Origin of the sequence: Mesorhizobium sp. L-8-3 (genome assembly GCF_016756615.1) — a bacterium.
Classification (GTDB): domain Bacteria; phylum Pseudomonadota; class Alphaproteobacteria; order Rhizobiales; family Rhizobiaceae.
In genome coordinates, this window is record NZ_AP023262.1 from 947,173 (window position 1) to 970,872 (window position 23,700).

15 protein-coding genes are annotated in these 23,700 nt (G+C 67.1%); 4 read left to right on the top strand and 11 right to left on the bottom strand.

Translation table 11 applies throughout. The features are described from left to right. Window positions 1–9 precede the first annotated feature (9 nt). Both JN302_RS04395 and JN302_RS04400 read left to right on the top strand, forming a co-directional pair. Complete coding sequence (locus JN302_RS04395) at window positions 10–1,164, top strand: acyl-CoA dehydrogenase family protein (RefSeq protein ID WP_202332000.1); 1,155 nt, start codon at window positions 10–12, stop codon at window positions 1,162–1,164. Next, window positions 1,161–3,329, top strand: a complete 2,169-nt coding sequence (locus JN302_RS04400) for an acetate--CoA ligase family protein (RefSeq protein WP_202332002.1) — start codon at window positions 1,161–1,163, stop codon at window positions 3,327–3,329. The genes JN302_RS04395 and JN302_RS04400 overlap by 4 nt, the downstream gene beginning before the upstream one ends. A 9-nt stretch (window positions 3,330–3,338) precedes the next feature. On the opposite strand, the gene JN302_RS04405 is transcribed toward JN302_RS04400, so the two are convergent. The 11 genes from JN302_RS04405 to JN302_RS04455 form a co-directional block, all read right to left on the bottom strand. Further along, complete coding sequence (locus JN302_RS04405; RefSeq protein ID WP_202332004.1) at window positions 3,339–4,550, bottom strand: siroheme synthase family protein; 1,212 nt, start codon at window positions 4,548–4,550, stop codon at window positions 3,339–3,341. After that, window positions 4,522–7,200: a nitrate reductase gene (locus tag JN302_RS04410; RefSeq protein WP_202332006.1), complete on the bottom strand. Its 2,679-nt coding sequence runs from the start codon at window positions 7,198–7,200 to the stop codon at window positions 4,522–4,524. Before JN302_RS04410 ends, JN302_RS04405 begins: the two co-directional genes overlap by 29 nt. Window positions 7,201–7,207: 7 nt before the next feature. Then, window positions 7,208–7,537 (bottom strand): nitrite reductase small subunit NirD, encoded by a 330-nt coding sequence (nirD, locus tag JN302_RS04415; protein ID WP_202314529.1) that lies wholly within the window; start codon window positions 7,535–7,537, stop codon window positions 7,208–7,210. Window positions 7,538–7,575: 38 nt separating this feature from the next. Further along, complete coding sequence (gene nirB, locus JN302_RS04420) at window positions 7,576–10,026, bottom strand: nitrite reductase large subunit NirB (protein WP_202332008.1); 2,451 nt, start codon at window positions 10,024–10,026, stop codon at window positions 7,576–7,578. Between the two features lie 160 nt (window positions 10,027–10,186). Next, window positions 10,187–11,428, bottom strand: a complete 1,242-nt coding sequence (locus tag JN302_RS04425; protein WP_446720739.1) for an MFS transporter — start codon at window positions 11,426–11,428, stop codon at window positions 10,187–10,189. A gap of 405 nt (window positions 11,429–11,833) precedes the next feature. Then, window positions 11,834–13,066 carry a CmpA/NrtA family ABC transporter substrate-binding protein gene (locus JN302_RS04430; RefSeq protein WP_202310283.1) on the bottom strand — a complete coding sequence of 411 codons (1,233 nt, stop codon included), beginning with the start codon at window positions 13,064–13,066 and terminating at the stop codon, window positions 11,834–11,836. Continuing rightward, window positions 13,063–13,665, bottom strand: coding sequence for an ANTAR domain-containing response regulator (locus JN302_RS04435; RefSeq protein WP_202332010.1), 603 nt, complete (start codon window positions 13,663–13,665; stop codon window positions 13,063–13,065). The genes JN302_RS04430 and JN302_RS04435 overlap by 4 nt, the downstream gene beginning before the upstream one ends. 93 nt (window positions 13,666–13,758) lie before the next feature. Further along, complete coding sequence (locus JN302_RS04440) at window positions 13,759–15,726, bottom strand: adenylate/guanylate cyclase domain-containing protein (protein WP_202332012.1); 1,968 nt, start codon at window positions 15,724–15,726, stop codon at window positions 13,759–13,761. A gap of 269 nt (window positions 15,727–15,995) precedes the next feature. Next, window positions 15,996–18,002 carry a Fe(3+)-hydroxamate ABC transporter permease FhuB gene (gene fhuB / locus JN302_RS04445; RefSeq protein ID WP_202332014.1) on the bottom strand — a complete coding sequence of 669 codons (2,007 nt, stop codon included), beginning with the start codon at window positions 18,000–18,002 and terminating at the stop codon, window positions 15,996–15,998. A 72-nt stretch (window positions 18,003–18,074) separates the two neighbouring features. Then, complete coding sequence (locus tag JN302_RS04450; protein ID WP_244846191.1) at window positions 18,075–18,929, bottom strand: ABC transporter substrate-binding protein; 855 nt, start codon at window positions 18,927–18,929, stop codon at window positions 18,075–18,077. 13 nt (window positions 18,930–18,942) lie between these two features. Further along, window positions 18,943–21,135, bottom strand: coding sequence for a TonB-dependent siderophore receptor (locus tag JN302_RS04455; RefSeq protein ID WP_202332016.1), 2,193 nt, complete (start codon window positions 21,133–21,135; stop codon window positions 18,943–18,945). Window positions 21,136–21,331: 196 nt separating this feature from the next. On the opposite strand from JN302_RS04455, the gene JN302_RS04460 reads away from it, so the two are divergent. After that, on the top strand, window positions 21,332–22,108 hold the full coding sequence (locus JN302_RS04460; RefSeq protein ID WP_202310288.1) for an ATP-binding cassette domain-containing protein: 777 nt from the start codon (window positions 21,332–21,334) through the stop codon (window positions 22,106–22,108). A 222-nt stretch (window positions 22,109–22,330) separates the two neighbouring features. Next, the gene (gene dinB / locus JN302_RS04465) at window positions 22,331–23,578 is read left to right on the top strand and encodes a DNA polymerase IV (protein ID WP_202332018.1); all 1,248 of its coding nucleotides are present in this window, start codon (window positions 22,331–22,333) and stop codon (window positions 23,576–23,578) included. Window positions 23,579–23,700 lie beyond the last annotated feature (122 nt).

Below are 23,700 nucleotides of genomic sequence, written 5' to 3' on the forward strand. Positions count from 1 at the left end.
GGAGGAGATATGATCCGCGATCAGGCAAAGCTCGATCGGCTGCTGGCCGACGTGCGCGACTGGGTGCGCACCGTTGCGATCCCGAACGAGGAACGGGTCGCAGCCGCCGCCGAGGTGCCGGACGACATCGTCTCGGACATGCGGGCGCGCGGCTATTTCGGCTGGAGCATTCCGGAAGAATATGGCGGCCTCGGCCTGACCGCGGAAGAACTCGTCACGGCGGCGCTCGAACTGTCGCAATGCGCCGTCGCCTTTCGCGCCCGCGTCGGCACCAATACCGGCATCGGCTCCGAAGCGCTGGTTGCCGACGGAACCGCGGACCAGAAGCGGCGCTTCCTGCCCGGACTGGCAAGCGGCTCCCTGACCGGCTGCCTGGCCTTGACGGAGCGCGATGCGGGCTCGGATGCGGCGGCGCTCGCCACCAGCGCGGTCCGCGACGGCGACACTTACGTCCTCAACGGCTCGAAGGCCTTCATCACCAACGCTCCGATCGCCGACCTCTTCACCGTTCTGGCGCGGACCGATCCGGACAATCGGGGCGCGCGCGGCGTCAGCGCCTTCGTCGTCGAGCGCGACACGCCGGGGCTTACCACCGGCGCACCCTACCGCAAGATGGGGCAGGCCGGCTCGCCCGTCTCCGAGGTTCACTTCGCCGATTGCCGCGTGCCGGCCGCCAACCTGATCGGCGGCGCGGAAAACATGGGCTTCCGCACGACGATGAAGGTGCTGAACAAGCAGCGGCTGCATCTCGCTGCATTGTGCATCGGCCCGGCGATCCGAATGCTCGACGAGGCGATCGGCCATGTGACGAGCCGCCGCCAGTTTGGCCGGCCGGTCAGCGACTTCCAGCTCGTCCAGGCCATGATTGCCGACTGCCAGACCGAAATCCACGCGGCCCGCGCGCTCGTTCTCGAAACGGCCCGCAAGCGCGACGCGGGGCGCGACACCAGCCTTGAATCCTCGATCTGCAAGTATTTCGCCTCGGAGATGTGCGGCCGCGTCGCCGACCGCGCCGTCCAGATGTTCGGCGGTTCGGGTTATGTCGCCGACTACAGCGCCATCGAGCGCTTCTACCGCGATGTCCGGCTGTTCCGTCTCTATGAGGGCACGAGCCAGATCCACCAACTCACCATCGCCAAGCTGACATTGAAGGGCGCCCAATGACGACCAGCACCTCCTTCGAGACGCTCTTCCGGCCGCGGTCCATCGCCATCGTCGGCGCAAGTTCCAACCCGCTCGCCATCGGCGGCCAGCCGATCAGATATCTGCGCGAGAAGGGCTTCGACGGCGACGTCTTCCCGATCAATCCGCGCCATGCCGAGATCGGCGGGCTGAAGAGCTATCCGAGCCTCGCCGCCCTGCCCTCGGCGCCGGACCTCGTCGTGGTTGCGGTGGCGGCCGCAATGGTTCCCGACATCATCCTGGAGGCGGGTCGGCTCGGCGTGCGCTTTGCCATCGTTTTCTCCTCCGGCTTCGCGGAAACGGGCCCCGACGGCGAGGCCCTGCAGGCGACGCTGGAGCGCGCGGCCGAGGAAGGCGGCATCCGCATCGTCGGCCCGAACTGCCAGGGCATGATGAACATTGCCGACGGCGTGCGGCTCGGCTTCGGCGTGCCGTACGGCCTCGACTACGAGGTCGGCGGAACCAGCCTGACGTCGCAATCCGGCGCCTTCGGCAATTCGATCGTGATGGGGCTCAATGGCGAGGGCGTCGGCCTTCGCCACTACGTCTCGACCGGCAATGAAGCCGATGTAAGCACGCTCGACCTGATCGACGCATATCTCGACGATGACGGCACGACCTCGGTAGGCGCCTATGTCGAGGGCCTGCGCGATGGCGTCCGCCTGCGCCAGATCGCGCTGAAGGCGTTGCGCCTGCGCAAGCCGCTCGTGGTCTGGAAGGTCGGCAATACCGACAGCGGCGCCAGGGCGGCGGCCTCGCACACGGCCAATCTCGCTGGTCATGCCGGGCTCTACTTCAGCGCCTTCCGCCAGTTCGGCATCATCGACGTCGACGACATCGCCGACATGGCCGACTGCCTGAAGGCGTTCGCGGCGCCCGAACTGCCTGCCTCAAACCGGGTGCTGATGGTCACGCTGTCGGGCGGCGCCGGCATCGCCATGACCGACCGAACGGCGAGATACGACCTCGCGACGCCGCCCCTCGGAGACGGACTCTTCGGCGACCTGCGCAAGATCCTGCCCGCCTTCGCGAGCGTATCGAACCCGCTCGACGTGACCGCGGAGGCGATCAGCGGCGGAGAGGCGTTCGGCGAGGCCATCCGGCTCGCCGGGCAATCCGGCGCGTTCGACATGGTGGCGATCGGGCTTGCCGCGATCGGCGGCGTTGCGGCGACCCGCGCCGTGACGGCGATCGCGGACATGGCGCGCAGCACCGGCTTGCCGGTGACGGTGTCCTGGACGCCGATCGACGAGGCGGCGTGCAAGGGCGTCGACCTGCTGCGCGACGCGGGCATCGCGGTCTACCCGACGCCGGCGCGCTGCATCCGCGGTCTTGGCGCCCTGTGGCGATTTGCCGAAGCACGGAAGCGCCTGGTGCAGATGTCGGCTGTGTCGTCGCCTGCTTTGACGCAGGGCGGCAGCACCGACCTGACCACGCTCAACGAAGCGGAGTCCAAGGCGATCCTCCGCGCAGCGGGCATTGAGGTGCCGAGCGAGAAGCTCGTTCGAAGCGCTGATGATGCGGTCGCCGCTGCCGGGACGATCGGCTATCCCGTCGTCCTCAAGATCGTCTCCCGGAATCTGCCGCACAAGTCGGATATCGGCGGCGTTCGGATCGGGCTCGGCGATGCCGCGGCCGTTCGCGCCGCCTATGAGGACATTGTCGCGATCCCCGCCCGTCTCGACCGTTCGGTCGAATTCGAAGGCGTGCTCGTCGCGCCGATGCTGCCGGGCGGCGTCGAGGTCATCGTGGGCGGCATGTGCGACCCCGCGCTCGGACCGGCGGTCATGTTCGGCGCGGGCGGCGTCCATGCCGAGGCGTTCGGCGACGTGGCGTTCCGCCTTGCGCCCCTGACCCGGGGCGACGCCCTTGCCATGATCGCCGAGACGAAGGTTGCGGACCTGCTTGCAGGCTTTCGTGGAGCGCCTCCGGCCGATGTCGAGGCGCTCGTCGACCTGCTGCTGAAGGTCAGCACCATGTTGATCGATCAACGGAATTCCGTGTGCGAGGTCGACATGAACCCGGTATTCGTCCGCGTTCAAGGCGAAGGCGCAGACATTGCCGACGCAGTCGTTTCAGTAACCTCGGCAGGTCCAGACAAGGGCGAGCTGCAGCTTCTGCGCCCAGAACCCGCGCGCGAAGAATGACGTCGACCGTCACTCGCGAAGCAGCCGGGGAAGCGGATGACGAACCGGCCGGGATCGAAATCCCCGAACGGATCTTCGGAACAGGATCCATGACGGGCCGGGCCGGGTGACGCGATCCCTGCCCGCGCGCTGAAAACCGGCGCCGGGCGCGACGTCCGTGGCGGCCACCGTGGCTGCCACCGTGCCGACCCCCGGCGCGACGTCATAGGTGATAGCGGCACGACCCAAGGCTTCGATCTCCCCAGCGTTGCCGGCCATCATCTCGTCGCAGTGCCGCAGCCGCACGACGCGGCGGCCATCTCTGGCGAGGCTCACCATCATGTCGGCGATCTCGCGTGGGCTGGATTCCGGCCCTCCCCGCCGGCTTACCGGAATGCGTCCAGCCTCGCGGCGCGCCAGCTCCAGCACGTCGTCCGGAACGTGGTGGTCGAAGAGGACGACATCGGCCGCCTGCAGGGCCCGCACACTCTTCAAGGTCAGCAATTCGGCATCGCCCGGAACCACAAGGAAGGTGACGTGACCGGTCCGGCCAACAGCCGATCCGACGGCAATCGCTTCGTGAAGCTCGGTTTCTGCATCGGCGGTGGGAGCCGGCCCGAAAGCGCGATCGACGAGCCTTTCCCAGAAGGCGCGGCGGCAGGGGCCCGGAGCAAGCCGTTCCGTCACGCGGTCGCGCAGCCGGCGCGCCAGGGCCGCCCATTCGGCGAGCGCGGGCGGCAGCGAGGCCTCGATCCTGCGGCGGATCGCCTGGCCCAGGATCGGCGCGGCGCCCGAGGTGGAGATGCCGACCACGACGGGCGAGCGATTGACGATCGAGCCGAACTGGAAATGGCACAAGGCAGGCTTGTCGATGACGTTGCAGGCGGCACCCGCCGCTCGCGCGGCCGCCTCGAAACGAGCCGCCTCGTCATCGCCCTCGGCGTCCGCCAACGCCACGGCAGCACCTTCCAGGCTTGCCGCGTCCCAGACCCGCTGATGGTGAATGATTGCCGGTTCGCGATCGATGACGCGGCGCATTTCGGAAGAAACGTCGCCGGCCGGCGCATAGACGTGGACATGCGCTCCGGCCGCCGCGAGCAATTCGGCCTTCCATGCCGCTCCGTCGGTGCCTCCCGCGACCACCGCGCGTTTGCCCTGGAGGTCGAGAAAGACCGGCAGGACACTGAGGGGCCGAATACGGGCCGGCGCCGGATCACTCGGCTGCCTGGATATGAGCTGCATCGATGATGGTCCTGATCTCGGAACGGCAGGAGCCGCAATTCGTGCCGGCATTGAGGGTTTTGCCGATGGCTTCCAGATCGCGGCAACCCACGGCGACGGCGTCGGCAAGCTGGTTGACGCCGACATTGAAACAGGAACACACGATGCGCCCTGCGGATGGAACGGCCACGGGCGCGCGGCCGGACAACAGTGCCTGGCGCTCGGCCAGTGTCAGCGGAGCGCGTGAGCCGAGCTGCGAAACCAGCCAATCCCGCGCCGGGAGCTGACCCGGAGCTGCTACCAGCAGCGCCTCGACCATCGCCCCGGCTTCGTCGACGACGGCCGCGCGGTAGGCGAGTCCACGCCGATCACGGTACTCCAGCATCCGGCCCGGATCGAATGCTTCGAAAAATTTCCGGCAGAGCAGTATGCCTTGATCGGGCGTTTCGGTTCCTCCGAACTCGTAGACCCAGCCTCCTTCCACCTTCTGCCGGCTCCAATACACGAAGCCGGTCGGCCGCAAGTCGCGCCGGCTCATCAGAACGCCGGTCCATGCCGTCTCCTCGCGCCTTATGCGGAAGGGCACATGCTTGAGCTCGGGCTGACCGGAGAAGGGGTCCGATATCGGCGAGGAAAGCGAGCCCGCGCCCGCATTGGCGGCGAAGTGGCCGCTCCAATGCATCGGCAGGAACGCCTGGCCCGGCCGCTGCGCATCGGTGACGCGCACCTTGGCGCGGGCGAAACCGTAGCGCGTCGAGAGATGCGCGAGATCGCCATCCTTCACCCCATTCGCGGCCGCATCCCGAGGATGAAGATCGACGACAGGCTCGGGCGCATTCGCCATCAGGCGCGGCACGCGGCCGGTGCGCGTCATGGTGTGCCACTGGTCGCGCAGGCGGCCTGTATTGAGGGCTAGCGGGAAGGCGGTATCGACTGCGCCGGCGACACCTTCCTGCCTCACCGGCACAAAACGCGCGCGACCATCCGAGGTCGGAAAGCGCCCTCGCCCGAGAAGGCGATCCGAAGTCTCGCCTCCGGCGCGCGCCGGCCAGTGACGCGGCTCGAAGGTTTCGTAGCTCTCGTTGTCGAGAGTTGTCAGGGCGCCGATATCGAACAGCCTTTCCCCATCATTCTCGAAGGCGGAAAGTGCGGCATGTTCGCGGAAGATCGCCGCGGGACCGGCATAGTCGAACGAGCCGCCAAAACCCATGCGCTGTGCCACGTCGCAGATGATGCGCCAGTCGGCTCGCGCCTCACCCGGCGCCTGCATGAACGGTCTTTGACGCGACAGTCGACGCTCCGAATTGGTGACCATGCCGTCCTTCTCGCCCCAGGCGGCGGCCGGCAGGAAGACATCGGCATATCGGGTCGTGTCGGTTCGCGTGACATCGGACACGACCACGAAATCGCAGGCCTTCAGTGCGGCGCGTACGCGGCCCGCATCCGGCATCGACACGGCCGGATTGGTGCCCATGATCCACAGCGCCTTGATCCGGCCGTCGCCGGCGGCCTGGAAAAGGTCGACCGCCTTCAGGCCGGCCTTGCGCGCCATGTCCGGCGCACCCCAGAAGCGGGCAACGCGATCGACATCCGCCGCCTGCTCGAAGCTCATATGGGCGGCAAGCTGGTTGGCGAGGCCGCCCACCTCGCGGCCGCCCATCGCATTGGGCTGGCCCGTGACCGAGAACGGCCCCATGCCCGGCATGCCGATGCGGCCCGTGGCGAGATGGCAGTTGACGATGGCGTTGACCTTGTCGGTGCCATGGGCGGATTGGTTCACGCCCTGGCTGTAGACGGTGACCGTCCGTTCCGTCGCGGCGAAGAGTTCGAAGAACAGGCGCACATCGGCCGCGGCGAGGCCGCAGCCTTCGGCGACCCGCTCGACCGACGGCGCATCGGCCAGGGCTAGCGATACGGCGCTGTCGAAGCCAGACGTGCTGGCCGCACAATAGTTCTCATCGACCTTGCCGGCCCGCGCCAGATGCGCCAGCAGGCCGTTGAACAACAGCACGTCGGAACCCGGGTCGAGCGCAAGGTGAAGGTCGCCCTCCTGCGCCGTCGCGGTGCGGCGCGGATCGATCACGACGAGCCTCGATCCGCGCTCTTTCCGCGCCGCCAGCATGCGCTGGTAGAGGATCGGATGGCACCAGGCCGTATTGGACCCCACGAGCACGATCAGATCGGCTTGCTCGAAATCGTCATAGACGCCCGGAACGATATCCTCGCCGAAGGCCCGGCGGTGACCCGCGACCGACGACGCCATGCAAAGCCGCGAATTGGTGTCGATATTGCCGGAGCCGATGAAACCCTTCATCAGCTTGTTCGCGACGTAATAGTCCTCCGTCAGCAACTGGCCGGAGATGTAGAAGGCGACCGAGTCGGGACCGTGCGCCGCGACAGTCTCGGAAAACCTGCGAGCGACGAGGTCGAGAGCGGCATCCCAATCGACCCGTTTTCCTGCGATCTCGGGATGGAGCACGCGCCCGTCGAGGCCCATGGTTTCGGCCAGCGCCGACCCTTTCGAGCACAGCCTGCCGCGATTGGCGGGATGATCGGGGTCGCCGCGGACGGACACCTTGCCGCTCGCGGCGACCCTGGCCAGCACGCCGCAACCGACCCCGCAATAGGGACAGGTCGTCCTCACTTCGGGTGCCTGGCCTGCATCGCTCATACCGCCGTCACTCCGCCGCCAACAGCGCCTCGCCGAGCGCGATCGAGATGCGTCCGTCCTCGACCCTGACCGGGATCGTCCTGACCGAGCCCTCGTCGGCTCCTGTCGCCTTCCCGGTTTCCAGCGAAATCACCCAGTTGTGCAGCGGGCAGGTGACCGCCGCGCCGTGGACGATGCCCTGGCTGAGCGGACCGCGCTTGTGCGGGCAATGATCCTCGATGGCGAAGATGCGATCGTCATGCGTGCGGAAGACGCCGATCCTGCCTTGCGGCGTCGTCACGCAACGCGCTCCGCGCTGCGGAATGTCGTCCATCGTGCCGATGTCGAACCAGGTCATGTGAAGCTGCCCTCTGTGGTCGGAGCGATCGCGGAACTTCACTCCGCCGCCTCCTTGAAGTCCGCCACGGCCATCGGCCGGAACTCGTGCTTGTCCTTGCCGGAGACGCGCTCCGACCACGGATCGACCTGCGCGAATTTCTGGCTGAAGACGAAGCGATCGAAATAGGTCTTGCGCCTGTCGGGATCTTCCATGATCTGCCGGCGGATCTCCTCGATGCCGACACGCTTGGCCCATTTGTAGATGCGCTCGAGATAACGGGCCTGCTCGCGATACATCTGGACGAGCGCCACGATCGCCTCCAGGGCCTCGTCCTCCGTCCTGACCAGGCCCAGCACTTCCGTGCCCTTGATGTCGAGCCCGGCCGCGCCGGCGAAATGGATCTCGTAGCCCGAATCCACGCACACCACGCCGACGTCCTTGCAGGTCGCCTCGGCGCAATTGCGCGGACAGCCCGACACCGCCATCTTCACCTTGGCCGGCGTCCACGAGCCCCACATGAACTTCTCGATGCGGATGCCGAGGCCGGTCGAGTCCTGCGTTCCGAAACGGCACCAGTCCGTTCCGACGCAGGTCTTCACCGTACGCAGGCCTTTTGCGTAGGCATGGCCGGAAACGAAGCCGGCCTGGCCGAGATCAGCCCAGACCGCAGGCAGGTCTTCCTTCTTTATGCCCAGCATGTCGATGCGCTGCCCGCCGGTGACCTTGACCGTCGGAATGGCGAATTTGTCGACCACGTCGGCGATAGCGCGCAATTCCTTCGCTGACGTGACGCCGCCCCACATGCGAGGCACCACGGAATAGGTGCCGTCCTTCTGGATGTTGGCGTGAACACGCTCGTTGATGAAACGGGATTGATAGTCGTCGGCATATTCGTCCGGCCAATCCGCGACGAGATAGTAGTTCAGCGCCGGACGGCATTTGGCGCAGCCGCAGGACGTCTTCCATTCCAGCTCCTGCATGACGGCCGGGATCGTCTTCAGCCCCGTGGCCTTGATCAGCCGGCGGACCTCGTCATGGCCGAGCGTGGTGCAGGAACACATCGGCTGAACGGCGGCCGGGTTGTAGCCGTCGCCCAGAGTGAGCGCCATGAGCTTCTCGACCAGACCCGTGCAGGTGCCGCATGACGCGGAGGCCTTCGTGTGGGCGCGCACGTCGTCGAGCGAGGTCAGCCCCTTCGCCGTGATGGTTGAGACGATCTTTCCCTTGCAGACGCCGTTGCAGCCGCAGATCTCGGCGTCATCCGCCAGTGCCGCAACGGCCGCCAGAGGGTCCGCGGAGGCGCCCCCCTGAAAAGCCTGACCGAAGATGAGGGTGTCGCGCATCTCCGAGATATCGACCTCCTTCTTCTTGAGGTCGTTGAACCAGGCGCCGTCGCCGGTTTCGCCGAACAGCACGGTACCGATGATCCTGTTGCCCTGGAGGATCACGCGCTTGTAGATGCCGGCCGACGCATCGCGCAGGATGATCTCTTCGCGATCGTCGCCGTCGGCGAAATCGCCGATCGAATAAAGGTCGATGCCGGTGACCTTGAGCTTGGTCGGCGTATCGGAATGCACGAAGCGCCTGTCCTCGCCGCCGGCGAGCCCGGCGGCCGCGACACGCGCCATCTCGTAGAGCGGCGCGACCAGGCCATAGACATGGCCGCCGACCTCCGCGCATTCGCCGAGCGCCAGGATGTCCGGATCCGAGGTCTGCATCCTGTCGTCGGTGACGATGCCGCGATTGATGGCCAGCCCCGCCTCTTTGGCGAGCCCGGCATTGGGCCTGATGCCGACCGCCATGACCACGAGTGTGGCCGGAATGGTCGTGCCGTCGGCCAGTTCGACACCCTCGACCTTGCCGTTGCCGACGATGGCCTTGGTATTGGCCTTGGTGATCACCTTGATGCCGCGCGCTTCGACGGCCTTCTGCAGGAGATAGCCTGCGGCAGGGTCGAGCTGGCGTTCCATCAGCGTCGGCATGACATGCAGCACCGTGACGTCCATGCCGCGTTCCTTGAGACCCGCCGCCGCCTCGAGGCCCAGCAAACCGCCGCCGATGACGACCGCTTTGGCGCGGGACTGTGCCGCGAGCAGCATGGCATTGACGTCGTCGAGGTCGCGATAGCTCAGCACGCCGGGCAGGTCGTTGCCCGGCACCGGAATGATGAAGGGCACCGACCCGGTCGCGATGACCAGCCTGTCATAGGGTTCGGTCACGCCCTGGTCCGAGGTGACCGTCTTCGCCTCGCGGTCGATCGCGACGATCCTGTGGCCCTTGTAGAGCGTGATGCCGTGCTTGATGTACCAGCCGTCGCCATGGATGACGATCTCCTCATATTGCTTCTCGCCCGAAAGCACGGGCGACAGCATGATGCGGTCGTAGTTCACGCGCGGCTCGGCGTTGAAGATGGTGATCCGGTAACGGTCCGGCGCGGCCTCCAGCAGATGTTCCAGCATCCGGCCGGGCGCCATGCCATTGCCGATGATGACGAGTTTCTCGGTCATGACGTGCATTCCCTGAAGTAATATCCCAGTGGGCCTGGATGCTGGCGCATCCAGGCGGCCTCAGTCGCCGGCGCGGCCCATCCGGGCCGCTTGGCTTTCGCGCCAACGGGCGCGGCGCGCAGTCGCGCGCTCCAACGGTCGATCTCATCGACCGTTGGCACTATTCAGCCGGCGAAACGACGGCCTGTTCGGCCAGCGCCCGCGCCTGTTCCATCCGCAGGATGGTGACGTGCATCCAGCCGAAGCAGACGAGGACGATGGCGAGAAGCGCCATGAAGCAGCTCGACCAGACGCCGGTGAGGTCGTTGAGGGCTCCGAAGGCGATCGGCAGGACGAAGCCGCCGAGGCCTCCGATCATTCCGACGAGGCCGCCCACCGCACCGACATTGTGCGGGTAGTAGGCTGGAATGTGCTTGTAGACCGCCGCCTTGCCGAGGCTCATGAAGAAACCGAGGACGAAGGCAACCGCGACGAAGGCAATCGGCCCGATCTCGAAATGGAAGCTGATCGGTCCGTTTATGCCCCGCACGGTGTAGTCGGCGACCGGCAACGAGAGCACCGCACAGGCCACGGCGGAAACGGCGAAGGTCCAATAGAGCACGGTGCGCGCGCCGATCCTGTCCGACAGGACGCCGCCATAGGCGCGGAAGATCGAGGCCGGGATCGAATAGGCCGCGCCGATCATGCCTGCGGTCGCGATGTCGAAGCCGTAGACGCCGATCAGATAGCGGGGGAGCCAGAGCGCCAGCGCGACGAATGCGCCGAAGACGAAGAAGTAGTAGAGCGCGAAGCGCCAGACACGGATGTCCTTCAGCGGCGCGAACTCGGCGAGGAAACTGCGGGCCTGCCCGGCACCGGAAATGCGGCGTTCGCGGATCACCGGGTCGTCTTCGGTGCCGAGCCAGAAGGCGAGCGCCATCACCACCAGCGCCGCCGCCCAGACCAGCGCGACGCTCTGCCAGCCCCAGGCGAGCAGCACGAAAGGCGCGACGAATTTGGTGACCGCCGCGCCGACATTGCCGACGCCGAAGATGCCCAGCGCCGTGCCTTGCCGAGCTGCCGGATAGAAGCGGGAGACATAGGCGACGCCGACGGCGAACGAGCCGCCGGCGAGGCCGACGCCGAGCGCGGCGATCAGCATCTGGGGGTAGGTCGTGGCGAAGGCGAGCAGGAAGGTCGCCGCTGCCGCCGCAAGCATCGTCGCCGTGTAGACGAGACGTCCGCCGAAGCGATCCGTCCAGATGCCGAGCAGCATCCTCACGAGCGAGCCGGTCAGGATCGGCATGCCGATCAGAAGACCGAACTGCGTGTCCGTGAGCCCAAGCTCGGCTTTGATCCTGACCCCGATGATGGAGAAGATCGTCCACACCGCAAAACAGACGGTGAAGGCGATGGTGGACATGGAAAGCGCGCGGGTCGCCGCATGACCCTGGCTGGTGGCTGCTGGAATAGCTGTACTCACTCTTCGCTCCATACGCAGCGTGGGGGGCGCTGCCCTGTGGCTAAAAACGAAAAAGCTGCCGGCCAGACCTTGCGCATCCGTGGGATCGCGCATCGGCCTGATCGGCAGCTTTGCCCTCGCGCGCCCGTCATTGGACGCAAATCTCGTGACCCTGATCGGGCCTGAAAACCAATAAGCAGGAACCGTGCCAATTTGGCTTCCGTAGAAATTCCTCTTTGGATTCAACGGAGTGGGATCAAGGGGAGCGATTTTGGCCGCGACGGTGCCTGTCAAAGAATCCGGCACGATGCCGCAATGCGATGCACAACTTTTGTGCATCGCATCATTCTGCCTATGTCGGCATCATCATTCGGAGGGTGGGTGGGACTGGCTGCGAAGATAGGCGGCGACATGGTCGGGATCGAAGACCGCGCCGTCGAAGAACCCATCCGGGCCCAGCGTCAGGCTTGCGCCCGCCGAGCCGACCGGCGTTTCGACCTTGAGCGCGCCCTCGACCTTCGAATTGGCGCCGGGCAGGGCCACGCCCAGTTCGCGCAAGGCAGCGCGGTAAAGGTCCGGCCGATATGTGCCGCGCGCGATCGTCTCGTTGCCTTCGTTCGCCGGAACCTGGCCCCATCGCACCATCTGACTGTAGAACCACAATGCATGGCTCTTCCATGGAAAGGTCGCCGCCTTGGCGTGCGGGACGAAGAAATCGGTCACGGCGACAGCCTCGCGCTCGCCGGCATCGATCGCGCCGCTCAACGCCGGGCGCAGCCATTCGGCGGGGCAATCGACATAGGCGGGCGCTGCCAGCAAGCGGGCCAACTCGTCATGATTGGACGGCGCGCCACACCATTCGGACGCTCGATAGAGCGCGCGCAACAAGGCGGACAATATGTCGGGGTCCTTCGCGGCCCAGCTCGCGGCGACACCAAGGACTTTCTCCGGGCTGGATTTCCAGATCGCCGCCTTGGTCGTCACGATGCGCCCGACGCCCAGGGCGACGGCGGCGGTGTTCCAGGGCTCGCCGACACAATAACCGTCGATACGGCCCGCACCTAGCGCATCCGCCATCAGGACCGGCGGCACGATGACGATCTCTATCTCCGTCTCGGGATCGACGCCGCAGGCGGCAAGCCAGTAGCGCAGCTCGTAATTATGTCCCGAATGCGGGTGGACCACGGCGAAACGCAATATTTCCTTGCCGGTGCGACGGCGATCGGAAATGACCGCAGCCAGGGCGCGGCCGGCCGCAAACGGGGCAAAGTCGCCCGACGCGTCATGGCCGAGCATCGCGGACCAGACGTCGAGAGACACGGTCACCGCGTTGCCGCCCAGTCCGAGCGCCAACGGCGCTATCGTTTCGGCCGCCAGCGACGTCAGGCCCAGATTGCAGGCGATCGGCATCGGGGCGAGCATATGCGCGACGTTGAAATGGCCGACCGCAAGCCTGTCGCGGATGCTCGCCCAGGAGTTTTCGCGAACGAGGCTGAGCTCGACCCCTTCGGCCTCCGCGAAACCTTTCTCCCGGGCCGCGACCAGGATCGCGCTGTCCAGCAGCGGCAGGAATCCGGCGGTGACTGAATAGCGCTTCACGAATCCTCTCCCGGCTCCAGCAGACCCGCAGCCATGACCAGGCTTTGAGCGATGTCGCCGATCTTGCGGTTCTGGTTCATGGCCGTCTTGCGCAGCAGCGCGTAGGCCTCGTCCTCGCTCAGTCCGCGCGACTTCATCAATATGCCCTTGGCGCGCTCGACCAGCTTGCGGCCCGCGAGTTCGGAGCGCGCCTCCTCCAGCTCCCGCTCCATGCGCGAGAAGGCATTGAAGCGGCTGATCGCCATGTCGAGGATCGGCTTGACCCGTTCCTTGCGCAGCCCGTCGATGACATAGGCCGAAACGCCCGCGTCCACCGCCGCCTCGATCGAGGCGCTGTCGGACCGGTCGACGAACATGGCGATCGGCCGGCGCACGACGCGCGAAAGCTGGAACATGTTCTCCAGCATGTCGCGGTTCGGATTTTCGAGATCGATCACGATGACGTCGGGCTGGATGTCGGCGACGCGTTTCGCGATCCCGGCCACGTCATGCACGACGGTGACCTTGTCGTGACCGGCATCGCGCAGGCCCGCTTCGATGATCGAAGCGCGGATACGGTTCTCGTCGATCACCAGGATTGTCAGCGCGCGCGAAGGCATGCGCCCATTGTGAACAACGCGCCCGATTGTGCAACGCAAAAAACGCGACGCTCCCCGACCTCTTCGCGCATTGCGGTGAAGAACGCCGCCGCCTCAGTCGCCAACCTTGCCGACCGCGGCATTTGTCCCGCCGTCGGCTTCGGCCCGGACGCCGACCAGTTCGAAGATGTCAAGGCGGGCGGAACGTCCCTTGGCCTGCGTCCTTCCAAGCGGGCGAAAGACGAAGGCATCGCCGCAGCGGGCAACGACGGCACGGCTCACCAGAATGGTCGTGCCGAATCGCTTGTTGATCCCCTCCAGGCGGGAGGCGACATTCACGGTGTCGCCCATGGCCGTATATTGCAGCCGGCTGGCAGCGCCGACATTGCCGACCACGGCCGCGCCGCTGTGGAGCCCGATGCGGGTGACGAAGACCGGCTGGCCCAGCGCCTCCTGGCGCGCATTGAAGCGCTCCACGGTCGCAGCGATGTCGAGGGCGCAGCGACAGGCATGGCCGGCATGGTCGGGGTCGCCGATCGGGGCGTTCCACATGGCGCAGACGGAATCGCCCAGGAACTGGACGATCGAGCCGCCATTGGCTTCCACGCTGGCGTTGATCGCATCGAAATAGGCCGACAGGAGGCCTACCACCTCCTCCGGACTGGTCTTCTCGCAGATGGTCGTGAAGTCGCGGATGTCGGTGAAGAGTACGGAGATTTCCTGACGGACCGCCGTTTCCGATGCGATCGCGCTGTTGGCCACGATCTTGCGGACCAGTTCGCGCGGCACATAAAGCGCGAAGCTGCTGATCGCGTCGCGCGCCACGGCAAGTCCGCTCGCCAGGGAATTGATCTCGGCGATGTTCGAGGAAGGCATGGAGGCCGCGGCAAAATCCAGGTCGCCCAGCCGCGCGGCCTGGCGGGTCAACACCGAAAGCGAGCGTGTGATCAGATTGGCCATGACAACCGTCGCAGCGATGCCAATCGCCAGCACCGCGGCCGAGATGAGCAGTCCCTGGCGCAGCAACCGGTAGCTTTCGGCGGTGAAGTCGGACAGCGGCGCGGCGACCAGCAGCGTGTTGCCTTCCAGAGAAGGCGAGACCCGCATGATGGTAGCGCTGCCGAGATAGGGCTTGCCACCGACCTCGAAACGGAAATGAGCCAGATCCTCCCGCGGCCCCGCGGCCATCGCCGCCCGCGCGGCATCAATGACCGGATCATCGATCGCAAGCGCTGCGCCGGCGGCATCCGGCGGCGCGGCCAGCAGGCGTTCCATCACGGCCGGGTCGGAATGGATGATGGGTTTCCCGAAGCCGTCCAGGACATAGGCAAGGCTGTCGGGCGAGACCTTCTCGGTCGCCAGGAAACTGGCGATCGCAGTCAGCATGATGTCGGCGCCGACTACGATGCGCCCGTCGTCGGCATGGCCGCGCGCGACCGTGAGGGCAGGCGACCTGGTCGTCGCCGTCACATAAGGGCCGATCCCGACCGTGCCCGGCACGGTCGACGCCATCTGGTACCAGGGCCTCGTCCTCGGATCGTAGCGGGCGTCCGCCGGGCCCGACACGGAAAGCTCGCGGCCCGTCCGGGCCAGGAAACGCCATGTCGAAACCATGCGGCCCTCGCCGTCCCGCCAGATGGTGCGCAGGGCAAAGGCCGCTTCGGCGGGCGCATTGAGCACGGACCGCCAGGCCGGGCTGTCCGCAAGGCTGACGGCATGCAGGAAGCTCCCGTCCGGATAGCCTGCGAAGAGACCGTCGATATAGTCGGAATCGCGCAGGGCAGTGAGGAGCGTCTGCTGCTTGCGCTCCAGCGCACCGGGCGGCGGCGTGGCGAAGGCGTCCGACACCGCGGTCATGGTGACGAAAGGTTCGACGCTGTCGAACACGATCCGGTAGCGATCGGCGGTGCGCTCGGTCAGGAGTTGCATGCTCTCGGCGGCCGCGGAAAGGGCGAGGTGGCGGCCGCGGTCGTAGGAGAGCCATACGAGCGGCACGGCCGTTGCGGCGAGCAGCAGGATGATCAGGAGGCTCAGATGGACGTTGAGCGGACCGACCCAATGCTTGCGCAGGGGGCCGGGCATGCCGATCTTTCGATGACGGGGTTTGGGGGCGGCGGAGCCCGGCGCCTGCGTTCCGGCCGGTTCTCTTGCTTCCATCGGCCTCGCGGCGGGGGCTCGTTGGGACGTGCCCACTGGTCTGGTACTCCGGCAATGCAAAACGGCCGAGGATCGAACATCCCCGCGGCGACCCCGGCGCAGGCGCACAACCGACAATGTCGGCTGCCGGTTTGAACGTCAAGCCGGCAAAACAGAAAGCGGGGTTTGGGCAGTATCGGCCGCCGACGACTTCGCTACGCAGCCCTTCCCTTTCCCAGCATCAGGACCATGAAATAGGGCCCGCCGACGAAGGCGGCGAGCAGCCCGGCCGGCACCTGCCAGGGGAAGATGAGCGTGCGGCCGAGCCAGTCGGCGGCAACGAGGGTCAGTCCGCCCAGAGCGGCCGCGGCGGCAAGCTGCGGCAGCGCCCGCCGGAAACCCAGCATTGCGGCCAGATGCGGAGCAACGAGGCCCACGAAGCTCAACGGCCCGATGACGAGCGTGGCCACAGCCGTCGGCAGCGCCGTCAGCAAGAGCAGGGCGCCGCGGACAAAGGCGAGCCCCAGACCGAGCGAACGGGAAGCAGCGTCGCCGAGCGGCAGGATCTCCAGCCAGCGGGCGGTGAGCGGCGCCAGCGCGAGCACGAGAACGGCGGTGGCGCCCGCCGCAAGCGCATCGGCGCCGGTCGACCGCCAGGTCGAACCGGATAGCCAGCCGAGCAGGAAATCAAGCCTCGGATCGCCGCTGGCGAGCGCGACCGCCTGCACCGCCGAACCTGTGGTGGCGAGCGCAACGCCGGCAAGCAGCAGCCTTTCCGGCGCGAAATCGTGGCGGTGGCCCACAGCGGTTATCGCGGCCAGCGTGGCTAGCGCCCCCAGGACGGCGGCCGCAGCCAGACCCGGGCGATCGATGCCGGTGGTGAGGAAGAAAAGTGCCAGGACGCCGAGCGAGGCGCCCGCGGAAACGCCCATCACTTCGGGCGCGGCCATCGGATTGCCGGTCATGCGCTGCATCAGAGTGCCCGCGACCCCGAGCATCACGCCGGCCGACAGCGCGACGGCGACACGCGGCGCGCGCAAGGCGAGGAACTCGGCGAGATCGGCGGGCGGAACCCAGTGCCAACCCGCGGCGCCGCGCCCGAAGAACAGCGCTGCCGCAACAGCGAGCGCGAGGATCACGGCCAACAGGATCAGCGGCGGCCTTGGACCCGTCCGCATCGGGACCGGCATTGTTCCGCCTCGAACTGGTCCGGCACGCAGCCGACCCAGGAGCAACAGCAGAAGCGGGGCGCCGAGCAGGACGCTCGCCGTTCCAGCCGGAATCTCGCTGGGCAGCGGCAGGATCCGAACCAACCGGTCGGTGAACCACAGGAGGGCGGCGCCGAACAGGGCCGCCCAGACCAGGCGGGCCGGCAGCGAGCGCGCTCCCGCGAGCCGCACCAGTGCCGGCGCGGCAAGGCCGACGAAGCTGATGACGCCGACCGCGGCGACCACTGCCGCTGCAAGCGCCACCGCCACCGCCAGCCCGGCAAGCCGGATCATGGCCGGCCTCGTGCCCAGGCTGGCCGCGCCTTCGTCGGACAGGTCGAGCAGGCCGAGGGGCCTGATGAAGGCGGCGGCGGCAACGATGCCCCCCGCGAGCCATAGCACCAATGCGAGCGCCACCCGGTCGCCGTTCTGGACCAGCGAACCGGTCTGCCAGATGAACAGTTCCTCCGAATATTCCCGGTTCATCGCCATCAGCAGGGCGCTCGCCGAGCTGCAGGTGAGGCTGACCACCAGCCCGCCGATGATGATCGTCACGGGGGAGAAGCCTCGACCGATCGCCAGCGCCAGGACCGCAAGGGTCGTGAGGCCGCCGCCGGCCAGTGCCACGGCCTCGCGGCCGTGCACCAGCAGCCACGGCGCATAAAGCGTGGCGACCGTCAGCGCCAGGCTTGCTCCCGCGAAAGTGCCGACCGTCGTGGGCTCGGCGAGCGGGTTGCGCAGCACCTGCTGAAGGAGCGCGCCGGAGAGCCCGAGCGCAGCACCGGCCAGGATCGCAATCGCGAGACGCGGAAGTTCGGCGTACCGGAAAAGCAGCTGACGCGGGTCGGCGATGTCTGTCGCAACCAGCGCCTGCCACCAGAGCGGCGTCGGCAGCAGCTCGGCCATGCCCGAGAGCGTCAGCCAGGCGGCGGCGACGGTCGGCAACGCGATGAGCAGCGCAAGGCCCCAGCCAGACGGACCGGTGCGATGGAGTGCGGGAGCGCGAGTCCTCATGCGGCGCTTCTGGGGCGGCGACGGGCACTGCCGCCTCCGTTGCAGGGGATGGCGGATGAAGGCTGCATCGGACTACACCGCCTCGGCCAGCAGCCCGGCGAAACGGGCGGCGGCGGCGAGGCCGCCGAAAGGCCAGACCGGCGGGATGGTCGTCACCTTGCCTGCCCGCACACAAGGCAGGTTGGCCCAGAGGGAACTCCGGGCGATGCGGATCGCCACGTGCGGCGGGATCGGGTCGAGCGAGATCAGCCGCGCCTCGCCGACAGCCACCAGCTGCTCGATGCCTGTTGTCGAAAAACCCCAACTGTTGGTCTCGCCTGTCCAGGCGTTGGCTACGCCCATCCGGTCGAGCACGTCCTGGAAGAGGCCGCCGCGCCCGTAGATGCGGACGTGCCGATCGTCGAACATGCTGACCACGGCGAGCGGCTCCGCCGCCCGCGCCGCGAGCTTCTCCTTTGCCGCTGCGATCGTGGCGGCGGCCGCAATGGCGAAGCGTTCCCCGATGTCGGTCCGGCCCAGATGCCTCGCGAGCCTCAACGCCTCGCTTTCGGCCTGGGCATAGGGTGTGCCGGTGCCGTCGTAGAAGGGCACGTTCCAGACAGGCGCGAAGCGGGCGAAGGTTGCGGCATCAAGGCCGTAGCCATAGGCGCCCACGATGAGGTCCGGCTTCAATTCGGCAAGCAGCTCGAGGTTCGGCTCGCCGCGCGAGCCGAGATCGATGGTGCCCGCGGGCAGGGGCGGGGCGGCCACCCAGTCGCGATAGCCCTTCGTGTCGGAGACGGCGATCGGTTCGAGGCCGAGCGAGACGACCAGTTCGGCCGACGTCCATTCGAGGCACGCAATGCGCGACGGCGCGGCCGCCCGCGCCGGCATCGCCCCCGCGGCCGCAAGGCCGGCCAGCACCGCACGACGCGAAAGGTTCCGCACGCCGCGCTCCGGCCTACCACCGATACTTCACAGAGCCGGTGACCTTGCGGGTCTCGCCGTAGAAGCAGCCGAACGCCTCGGAGAAGCAGGAGGCGACATATTCCTCGTCGAAGAGGTTGCTCGCCGCGAGCTTGAACTGGAAATCACGCCAGTCGTAGTGGAGGGCCGCGTCGACCAGCGTCACGGCCGGCACCTTGAAGGAATTGGCGTCGTCGCCATAGGTCGAACCGATGTAGCGAACGCCCGCGCCGAAGCCGAGGCCTTCGAACTGGCCGGTGGGGATGGTGTAGTCGGCCCACAGCGATGCCTGGTGTTCCGGCACGCCATAGGGCGTGTTGCCCTCGTTGCCTTCCGAATCGTCGCGGATGCTGACATCGAGATAGGTATAGGCGAGCTTGACATCGAGACCGGAATCGAAGCTTGCCACGCCCTCCACCTCGATGCCGCGCGACCGGATCTTGCCGGTCTGGAATGGATCGTTGCCGAAGTAGCGGACGACGTTCTCCTTGGTGAGATCGAAGGCGGCGAGCGTGATGAAGCTGTTCCAGCCCTGCGGCTGGTACTTGACGCCGACCTCGTATTGCTCGCCGGTCGTGGGATCGAACAGGTTGCCGGAGGCGTCGGTGCCGAGTTCCGGCAGGAAGGACGTCGAGTAGCTGACATAGGGCGCAAGCCCGATGTCGGAGAGATAGACGAGGCCGACACGCCCGGTGAAGGCGTCGTCCGCCTGTTCGCTGGTGTCGCCGCTGAGCTTGTCCAACGTTTCGTTGTTGGTCCAGTCGTAGCGGCCGCCTGCCGTCAGCGCCCAGTTGCCGAGCTTCGCCTGGTCCTGCGCGTAGATGCCGAACTGGCTCTGCTTGTTTTTCGAATCCTGATAGACGGCGAGCGGCGGGAGCGGCGCACCATAGACGGGATCGAAGATGTCGATCGGATCGACATCGGCATAGGTGCCCCAGTCGCTGTAGTCGTTGTACTGGTAGTCGAGGCCCATCAGCAGCTTGTGCCTGACGGGGCCGGTGTCGAAGTCGGCCTGCGCCTGGTTGTCGACGGCGAAGTTGCCGAGCTGCGAGCGGCCTTCGTCGGCGTAGCGGTTATAGGTCCGCCCGTCGGGTTCGAGGCCACTGCCGAAGACGCCGTCCTGGACGTTGCGGAGATAGGCGTATCGCAGGTTCTGGCGCACCTGCCAGGTCTCGTTGAAACGGTGCTGGAATTCATAGCCGATCGTGGCCAGCGTCAGATCGTATTTGTCGAAGTCCGGCTCGCCGACGAAGCGGCTGGCGGGCAGCCTGCCGAAGGGATTGGGCTTGACCGTGCCGCTGGCCGGCAGAAACTGGATGCCCCAGCCGGCATTGTCCTTCTGGAGGCTCGCCAGCAGCGTCAGGCTGGTGTCGGCGTCGGGCCGCCATGTCAGGGCCGGCGCAATGAAGAGGCGATTGTCCTCGACATAGTCGACATGGGTGTCGCCGTCGCGCGCAAGACCGGTGAGCCGGAACGTCCAGACGCCGAGATCGTCGATCTTGCCGCCCATGTCGAACTGACCCTGGAAACGGTCGAAGCTGCCGGCGCTGAACTCGACCTCGCGCAAGGTCTGGTCCACCGGGCGCTTGCTGACATAGTTGACGATGCCGCCGGGACTGTTCTGCCCGTAGAGCACCGAGCTCGGCCCGCGCAGGATCTCGAGCCGCTCCGCACCGTAGGGATCGAACGCCAGGAAGCTCGCGAAATCGGTCCCCTTCAGGCGCAAGCCGTCCTTGTAGAAAGCCTCGTCCGAAACGCCGAAGCCGCGGATCTGAAGACCGAAACCGCGCAGATCGTTGCCGAACTGCTCGCCCGTCACACCCGCCGTATAGCGAAGCGCATTGCCGATGCTCTCGACACTCTGCGCGTCCATCTGGTCGGCGGTGACGACGGAGATCGATTGCGGCGTCTCGATCAGCGGCGTGTCGGTCTTGGTGGCGGTCGCGCTCTGATGGGCGACGTAGCCGTCGACAGGCCCCCAGGCATTCTCGATGCGCTCCCGGATCGTGATTTCTTCCAGTTGGGCCGTCCGGACGCTCTGCGCCTCCTGGGCAAATGCCGCGGGCGCGGCGACGACGCCGATAACGGTCGATGCGAGCAGAAGGAGGCCGTGTCGACGGTGCGAAAGCCCACTGCGCCATTCGTCCCCGCGTGGCTCGTCCTGCGGTGCAGTGCTGCTTCCAATCATGCCGATCCCCTTTGTCGAAGCCGCAACGCACCATTCGAACGCCGCTGCAGCAGATGGCGGAACATGGGTTGCGGCTCGTCCCTCTCACCGCTGCCTAGGGTTGCTCCATTCATAATGTTGACTATGCATCTCATGTTTAATAGTCAACGGCCGACGGCGCTCTTTCCCCGCGCCTCGCAACAGGGTGAACTGGCCTGTGACGAATGCTTTCACGGTGGACGGCGCGCGTTTCGCGGTGCGCGAGCGCACCCTGCTCGGCCCCATCTCTCTGGAGTTCGAGCGCGCCCGGGTCTATGGGCTCATCGGGCACAACGGTTCTGGCAAGTCGACGCTGGTCAAGCTGCTTGCCCGGCAGCAGGAGGCGACGGCGGGTTCGATCAGCTTCTTCGGGCGGCCGCTCGCCCATTGGGGCGCGCGGGAGCTTGCCCGGTCCCTCGCCTATCTGCCGCAGACGACACCTGGTGCGACCGGCCTGACCGTGGAGGAACTGGCGGCCCTCGGGCGCTATCCCTGGCATGGCGCCCTCGGCCGCTTCGGCGCCGAGGACCGCCGCCATGTCGAGGACGCGCTCGCGCTCACCGACATGTCCGGCTTCGCGGACCGGCTGGTCGATGAATTGTCCGGCGGCGAGCGCCAGCGGGCCTGGCTCGCGATGCTGGTGGCGCAGAATGCCGGCGTCATGCTGCTCGACGAGCCGACCTCGGCACTCGATCTCGCCCATCAGGTCGAGGTGCTCGGTCTCGTACGGGAATTAAGCCGCAAGCGCGATCTCTGCGTGGTGCTCGTGCTGCACGATCCGAACATGGCCGCGCGCTATTGCGACGAACTGGTTGCGCTCAGGCAGGGCCGGCTTCTGACGCGCGGCTCGCCCGACGAGATCATGCGCATCGGGGTGCTGCGGGACATTTTCGGCGTCGAGATGGGGGTGTTCCAGCACCCCGTGACCGGGCAGCCGATCGGGTATGTGCAATAGGCCGTATCCGAGCTGGAGTCGCTGCTGCCGGAAAGCCGCTGCCTTGAGGACAAGCGACAGCGGTCAGCGCCGGGTGCGATGCAGCAGGCCCCGGTTGGGGAACCGATCAAGCCGCCGCGCCGACTTGACTCTCGCGCCCGTTTGTTCTCTTTATGTTCCATATCGAAGTCATCCCACAACAGTTGCGGCGGCCTGTCGGCTGACCGCGCGTCGACGGTCGGCATGGAAACGCCAGCCACGATATTGCATGCCGATCTCGACGCCTTCTATGCGTCGGTGGAGCAGCTCCTCGACCCCTCGCTGCGGGGCAGGCCGATCGCGGTCGGCGGCGGCGTTGTGCTGGCGGCCTCCTATGAGGCCAGGGCGTTCGGGGTGCGCGGCGGCATGCCGGGGCGGCGGGCGCGCGAGCTCTGCCCGCAGCTGGTTTTCGTGGGCGGCCACTTCAAGGACTATCAGCGGCTCGGCGACGCCGCGATCGCGGTGCTCGGGGATTACACGCCGCTGGTCGAGCGCATCTCGATCGACGAGGCTTTCGCCGACGTCGCCAGCTGCACGCATCTCTTCGGCCCGCCGGCCGAAATCGCCGCCACGATCCGGCGCCGCGTGCGGGACGAACTCGGCCTGCCGATCTCGATCGGGGTGGCGCGCACCAAGCATCTCGCCAAGATCGCCTCGCAGGTGGCCAAGCCCGACGGGCTGGTGGTGGTCGATCCCTCAACCGAGCTCGCCTTCCTGCACGACCTGCCCGTCGAACTTATGTGGGGCGTCGGCCCCGTGACGAAGGCGAGGCTCGCCGAGGCAGGCGTCTCGACCATCGGCGAGCTGGCGCGGACGCCGGGCCGCTCGCTCGAAAGGCTGCTCGGGCCTGCAGCCGGCGAAAAACTCTCGGCGCTCGCCTGGAACCGCGACCCCCGGGAGATCAAGACGCATCAGCGGGCGCGATCGGCCGGAGCCCAGTCGGCGCTGGGGATGAAGCCGGCGAAGGAACGGATCTACCGCCCGGCGCTGCGCCATCTCGCCGACCGCGTCTGCAGCCGGCTGCGGGCGAAGGACTGGCCCGGCCGCACGGTCACGGTGCGCGTGCGTTTCGCCGACCTGCGGTCGGTGACGCGCTCGGTCACGCTGGACGCGCCGATCTCGGCCACCGGAATCCTGGCCGAGATCGCCGAGGAGCTGGTGCGCTCCGCGCTTGCCGACCATCCTCAGGAAAGGACGATCTCGCTGCTGGCGATCTCGGTGTCCCATCTGGAGACGGAAGCCGGCCTGCAGCTCGACCTGCCGCTGGGGCTCGACGACGAGAAACGCCGCCCCGGCAGCAGCAGGGGCGCTGCCCGCTGGGTGGCCGACCGCGCGATCGACAGGATACGCGACCGTTTCGGCTGGGACGCTGTAGGCTACGGGTCGGTGGCGCTGGAGATCTCGCGATCGGTGCCCGATGCGTTCCGCGAACTGGCGGAGAAGGAGCTGTGACCGTCGAGGTTGAATGCCGATCGTCGCGGCCGCCCGTCTTCTCCCCGGCTCTCACGGGGGTCCGAAGGACGGGCGAGGCCCGTGGCCCGCAGCGGAACGGGTAATGGTGGGGGCACTTTTTT

Coding starts and splice junctions, on each gene's coding strand:
- JN302_RS04405 (WP_202332004.1), bottom strand. CDS start 4,550: ATGCAGCTCATATCCAGGCAGCCGAGTGATCCGGCGCCGGCCCGTATT.
- nirD (WP_202314529.1), bottom strand. CDS start 7,537: ATGACCTGGTTCGACATCGGCACGATGGACGACATTCCGCAGCGCGGA.
- JN302_RS04455 (WP_202332016.1), bottom strand. CDS start 21,135: ATGATTGGAAGCAGCACTGCACCGCAGGACGAGCCACGCGGGGACGAA.
- JN302_RS04435 (WP_202332010.1), bottom strand. CDS start 13,665: ATGCCTTCGCGCGCGCTGACAATCCTGGTGATCGACGAGAACCGTATC.
- fhuB (WP_202332014.1), bottom strand. CDS start 18,002: ATGAGGACTCGCGCTCCCGCACTCCATCGCACCGGTCCGTCTGGCTGG.
- JN302_RS04410 (WP_202332006.1), bottom strand. CDS start 7,200: ATGAGCGATGCAGGCCAGGCACCCGAAGTGAGGACGACCTGTCCCTAT.
- JN302_RS04440 (WP_202332012.1), bottom strand. CDS start 15,726: ATGCCCGGCCCCCTGCGCAAGCATTGGGTCGGTCCGCTCAACGTCCAT.
- dinB (WP_202332018.1), top strand. CDS start 22,331: ATGGAAACGCCAGCCACGATATTGCATGCCGATCTCGACGCCTTCTAT.
- JN302_RS04425 (WP_446720739.1), bottom strand. CDS start 11,428: ATGTCCACCATCGCCTTCACCGTCTGTTTTGCGGTGTGGACGATCTTC.
- nirB (WP_202332008.1), bottom strand. CDS start 10,026: ATGACCGAGAAACTCGTCATCATCGGCAATGGCATGGCGCCCGGCCGG.
- JN302_RS04395 (WP_202332000.1), top strand. CDS start 10: ATGATCCGCGATCAGGCAAAGCTCGATCGGCTGCTGGCCGACGTGCGC.
- JN302_RS04400 (WP_202332002.1), top strand. CDS start 1,161: ATGACGACCAGCACCTCCTTCGAGACGCTCTTCCGGCCGCGGTCCATC.